Origin of the sequence: Pseudomonas sp. CM25, from assembly GCF_013179705.1 — a bacterium.
Classification (GTDB): Bacteria; Pseudomonadota; Gammaproteobacteria; order Pseudomonadales; family Pseudomonadaceae; genus Aquipseudomonas.
In genome coordinates this window covers 1-5172 of sequence record NZ_JABMCW010000360.1, presented here as the reverse complement: position 1 = coordinate 5172, position 5172 = coordinate 1, and the positions used below count along the sequence as shown (strand labels likewise).

The 5172-nt window shown below is 65.1% G+C and carries 3 protein-coding genes and 1 pseudogene; all 4 read right to left on the bottom strand.

What is annotated here, in order from left to right:
• Nucleotides 1–1626, bottom strand: a 1626-nt coding sequence (locus tag HP546_RS25485) for an ATP-dependent DNA helicase (RefSeq protein ID WP_172231165.1), incomplete at its 3' end; no start/stop codon positions are given.
• Complete coding sequence (locus HP546_RS25480; protein ID WP_172231162.1) at nucleotides 1623–3272, bottom strand: VRR-NUC domain-containing protein; 1650 nt, start codon at nucleotides 3270–3272, stop codon at nucleotides 1623–1625. The genes HP546_RS25485 and HP546_RS25480, both read right to left, overlap by 4 nt.
• A 175-nt stretch (nucleotides 3273–3447) precedes the next feature.
• Nucleotides 3448–4743, bottom strand: a complete 1296-nt coding sequence (locus HP546_RS25475) for an MFS transporter (RefSeq protein WP_172231168.1) — start codon at nucleotides 4741–4743, stop codon at nucleotides 3448–3450.
• A 97-nt stretch (nucleotides 4744–4840) separates the two neighbouring features.
• A pseudogene (locus HP546_RS25470) lies at nucleotides 4841–5172 on the bottom strand (fumarylacetoacetate hydrolase); the annotation flags it as partial.

Here is a 5172-nt window from a genome sequence, read left to right as displayed (position 1 = left end):
GGCCGGCATGCCCAGCAGGTCGCTGTAGAAGTGCCGCGGACTCAGCGTGGCAGAAAACAGCGTCACACTGCGTGCCGCTTGCATGCGCGGGGCCAGCAGGCGTGCCGGGGTGACGTTGCGCAGGCACAGGGTCGCCAGTCGGCGCTTGCGCGGGCCTTGGCGCTGGCTGATGTCGAACAGAAAATGCTCGTCAAACAGTTCAGCAACCCGGCTGAACTGCAACGCCTGATAGAAGAACTGCAAAACCTGCGGGTCCATGTGCGCGGGCGACTGGTTCATCTGCTCCTGGATCAGCCCGATGCACTGCTGCAGGGCACGCAACAAGGATTCAGGCAGCGACTCGCTGGCCTGGTAGGGCGCACGCTGCTCTTTGTACAGCGCGTTCCACTGACGGTTCAACCGGTCCAGCGCGCTGACCAGCCCGTGTGGCTTGCTTTGGCGCAAGGCCAGCAGCTGGCCCTGGTCAAGGCTGGCGCTGTACATGTTGCGCCCGCGCTCGACCAGGTTGTGCGCCTCGTCCACCAGCACCGCGACGCGCCACTGGTTCAGCTGAGTCAGGCCGAACAGCAACGCATGCGCATCAAAGTAGTAGTTGTAGTCGGCGACCAGCACATCCACCCAGCGCGCCATCTCCTGGCCCAGGTAATAGGGGCACACCTGGTGCGCCAACGCCACTTCGCGCAGCTTGGCACGGTCCAGCAAGGGCACGGCCGCCGCGGCCTCGCGCGCTGCAGGCAGGCGGTCGTAGAAGCCTGCGGCCAATGGGCAGGACTCGCCATGGCAGGCTTTGTCGGGGTATTCGCAGGCCTTGTCGCGAGCAATCAGCTCCAGTGTGCGCAAGGCCGGCTGCGGCGTGGCAGCGGTAATCTGGTGCATGGCATCGAGGGCCAGTGCCCTGCCCGGCGTCTTGGCGGTGAGGAAGAACAGCTTGTCCAGTTGCTGCGGCGCCATGGCCTTGAGCAGCGGGAACAAGGTACCGAGCGTCTTGCCGATGCCGGTGCTGGCCTGGGCCATCAGGCAGCGGCCGGTGCTCACCGCCTTGTACAGTGTTTCGGCCAGTTGCCGCTGGCCCTGGCGGAACTGGGCATAGGGAAAGCCCAATGCCTGTAGCCCATCGTTACGTTTGGCCATGCGCCGCTGCTGATACTGGGCCCAGGTCAGAAAACGCTGGCACTGGGTTTCAAAAAAGGCCTGCAGCTCGTCAGCCGTGCAGTGCTGGCTGATCAGCGTCTGGCCGTCGCTGTCGACATCCAGGTAAACCAGCGCCACCTCGATGGCGGGCAGTTGCCGTGCCTGACACATCAACCAGCCGTAGACCTTGGCTTGCGCCCAGTGCAACTGGCGGTGATTGGCGGGCTGGCGCGTCAGGTCACCGCGGTAGGTCTTGATCTCTTCCAGGCGGTTGTGGGCCGGGTCGTAGCCGTCGGCGCGGCCGCGCACCCGCAGGGTGTCGAACTGGCCTTCGAGGGTGATTTCCGACTGGTAACCAGCAGCGCGCCGCGCCACTACCCGCCGGTGCCCTTCGATGCCTTCCTGGGCGGACGGCGATGGCGTGAAGCGCAGGTCCAGGTCGCCGACCTTGGCGCTGAACTCGCAGAGGGCGCGCACTGCCACGCTGTAGCTCAAGACGCCTCGCTCCAACGCACATGGCACACCGCGACCGCCAGCCCGTTGGCCCTGCAGAACTCCAGCCAGCGTAGCTGATTGTCCTGCAGGCGGTCGCCGGGGCCCTTGACCTCGACCATGCGATAGCGACCCTGCTCGGGCCAGAACTGGATCAGGTCGGGCATACCGGCGCGGTTGTTGCGAATGTCCTGCAGCAGGCGCACGAAGCAGTGTTTCAGCTGAGCGGCCGGCAGGCACGCCAGCGCCTGCTGCAGCAGCGCCTCGCTGAGCATGGGCCAGAACACGAACGGTGACTGCAAGCCTTGTTTGGCCGCGTAGCAATCGAGAATCGCCTGGCGATGGCTGCCATCGTCAAGGCGCCCCAGGCAGCGTTCGAACACGGCGCTTCGCCGCTGCTGGAAGTCGCTGTCGTGCAGGTCCTGGGGTGCAGACTGGAACGGGTTGAAGAACGCGCCAGCTACCGGGGCGAAGATCGCCTCCCAGCACAGCAGGCCGAACAGGCTGTTGAGCAGCGTGTTCTCCACGTAATGCACATGCCCACCCGCTTCGGCGAGGTGCTGACGCACGGCTTCTTCCACGCCCAGCGCGGCGTGCTCGCGGGGCAGCTCGAGCTCGATCAGCTCAAGTGGCGCGACCCGCTGGCGCCGCTGTGGCGGACCGCCAAGCTTGCGCGCCAGGCGCGGCAGCATGCGCTCAAGCGCCTGCACCTCGAGTGCGTTGGCCGGCGCCGCCGCCAGTTGCAACGCCAGCGCATGGGCCTGCGGCCATTGCTCGCTACGCTCCAGCACCCGCACCTGACGAATGCGCGCCTGGGCATGGCTGCACTGCGCGTACACGGCCAGGGCCTGGGCCCAGTCGCCCAGGCGCTCGCATTGCTGGCCCAGGGCGAACTGCAAACGCGCATGGCGCCTGCTCAGCCATGGATTGTCGCTGTGCAGGCCCTGCATCGCCGCCAGGATCGCGACCGGGTCGTCGCCCTGCTCCAGGCGCTCGGCGCACTGGTGCAAGGCCATCGCCAGATCGACTTCGGCACGTTGCTGCAAGGCGCGTGAATCGGTGCTGAACGGCACCTGCTCGTAGCGCAGCAGGCCGAGATCAGCGAGCACGAAGTCTGACCAGTCCTGGTACAGGTTGCCGAAAAACAGCAGGCGCATGCGGTCGCACAGCGGTTGCAGGCACCAGTGCAGGATGCGCACCTCGCTGTCCGGGAACCACTCGGCCAGCGGCCGGGCTGCCAGCTCCAGGGCTTGCAGTTGTGCCAGCAGTTCATGCTTGGTGGCACGGGGGCGGCTTAGTTGCCGGGCAAAACACCGCGCCAGTTCGTCCTTGCGCAGCAAGACGAACAGCTGCTCCAGCGCCAGTTGTTCGGGTTCACGCACCCAACCCAAGGCCTGCAAAGGCTGCAGCGCCTGCCAGGTATCGCCGATTTCGGCATAGTCCAGGCGATCGCTGCGAAACAGCTCCCCTTTGCGCATGACCATGCGCACCATCAAGGCCTGGGCAGGCGCGTCCAGTTGGCTGAATGTACGGAAGAAGGACAGTTCCTGATCGTCGAGCAGGTCTTCGTAACGCTGCTCGACCCACAGCAGCACCTGGCGGAAATTGTGCAGGTAGTAGAACGGGTCGTCGACAGAATGGGCAATCACGGGGCGAGATCGGGTAACGGGGACAGGCACTGGTTATACATACAGACCTGCCTGACTGGCAAGTGCCGTGGGTCAGGTGGTGTGCCGGACGGGCCGCGCAGCAGCCCCTCGGATTCATGTGGCGGGTTCGGGATGTTGGGGCTGCTGCGCAGCCTATCGCGACGTCAGGCCGCTCCTACACTACGGCCAGGCCGGCAGCCTGGGGCTTGGCACTGCCAATCGGTGCCTGCAACAGCAGGAAGTACGCCACCGCCGAGCACAGCGCCACCACCGCGCTGATCATGAACGCGGTGTTGAACGAACCCGAGTACTGGATGCTGAAACCGGTGACGATCGGCGCCACCGAGCCGGCAATGTAGCCGCCGAAGTTCTGGATCGAGCCAAACGAGGCGACGCGCTGGCTGTCGACGATGGTGTTGACGATCATCCAGGCGGTGGCGCTGGCCATGTTGATGCTGAACAGCGCCAGGCACAGCAGGATGATGCAGCCGGTCAGGCCGCTGACGAACGACAGCGGCAAGGTGAACAGCGCCGCCAGTACCAGGCCGGTGATGACACTGAACTTGCGGCTGCCCAGCACGCTCATGCCGCGCTTCACCAGCCTGTCGCAGAAGCGCCCGGCAACGATGGTGCCCGCCGCGCCGAAGCCATAGGCCAGCGATACCACCCAGGCAGTCTTGTACAGGTCCAGGCCGTGCTCGCGCTCGAAGTAGCCGGGCAGCCAGGTCAGGTGCAGCCAGAGCATGTAGATCACGCCCATGAAGCCCAGTACCGCGCCCCAGGTGCTGCGGTGCTTGAACAAATCGAGCCAGCCAGCGAAGTAAGAGGCCTTCGGTGCCTGCTCGGCAGCTGCCGGCGTCTGCTGCTCACGCGGCAGCGGCTCGCCTGCAGCTGCCAGGTCTGCCAGGTAGCGCGCCTTGCTCTTGTAGAAACTCAGCCAGCACACCGCCAGCACCATACCAATCACGCCGGTGATGATGAACATGCCGCGCCAGCCGAAGTTGACCATGAACAGCGTCAGCAAGGGCGGTGCCAGGCACGGGCCAAGGCAGGTCGAGGACCAGACCAGACCGGTCGGGGTACCGCGCTCGTTGGCGTCGAACCACTCCGACAGGGCCTTGGCCGCCGACGGGAACATCGGCGCCTCGCCAATCCCCAGCAACACACGCAGGCCCATGAAGCCGGCAAAGCTGTTGACCATGCCGAACGCCGCCTGGGCCACCGACCAGCCCAGCAGCGAGGCGCCGAGGGCGACCTTGCTGCCCAGGCGGTCGATGATCATGCCCATGGGCAGCTGGGCAAAGGCATAGGCAATGGAGAACGCCGACAACAGGATGCCCATCTGCGAAGGGCTGATCATCATGTCTTTCTGGATCGAGGTGTTGGCGATCGACAGCGCACTACGGTCCAGGTAATTGACGATGCCGATCAGCAGCAGGAACACAACGGTGATGCGTTGGTACTTCTTCATAGGGTTCATGTGATGACCTTTATTATTATTGTTGCCGCGCTATCAGCGCCTCGGCGATCCGTCGTGCATGCCGCCCCTCCCTGGAGAAACGCGCCGCTCAGGGCTGGCGCGCGGTTGTAGCCACTTGCAGCAGGCCGCGTCGGCCAAGGCTGTCGATCAGCGCGCGCAGGCCGAACTCCCATCGCGGTGCCACGTCGCTGGTGGTCACGCGGTTGCACAGGGTACCCAGTTGCGGGTTGCTGATGCTCACAACGTCGCCCGCCTTGTGGGTGAAACCGTTGCCCGGCTGGTCGCGGTCCTGCTTGGGCGCGAACAGGGTACCGAGGAACAGCACCAGGCCGTCGGGATATTGATGGTTTTCGTTGAGGGTCTGCTGCACCAGATCCTGCGGGTCGCGGCTGATCTGGCGCATGGAACTGCGCCCGGACA

Excerpts from the sequence above, each read along its gene's own strand:
- HP546_RS25475 (WP_172231168.1), bottom strand. The coding sequence starts at position 4,743 with ATGAAGAAGTACCAACGCATCACCGTTGTGTTCCTGCTGCTGATCGGC.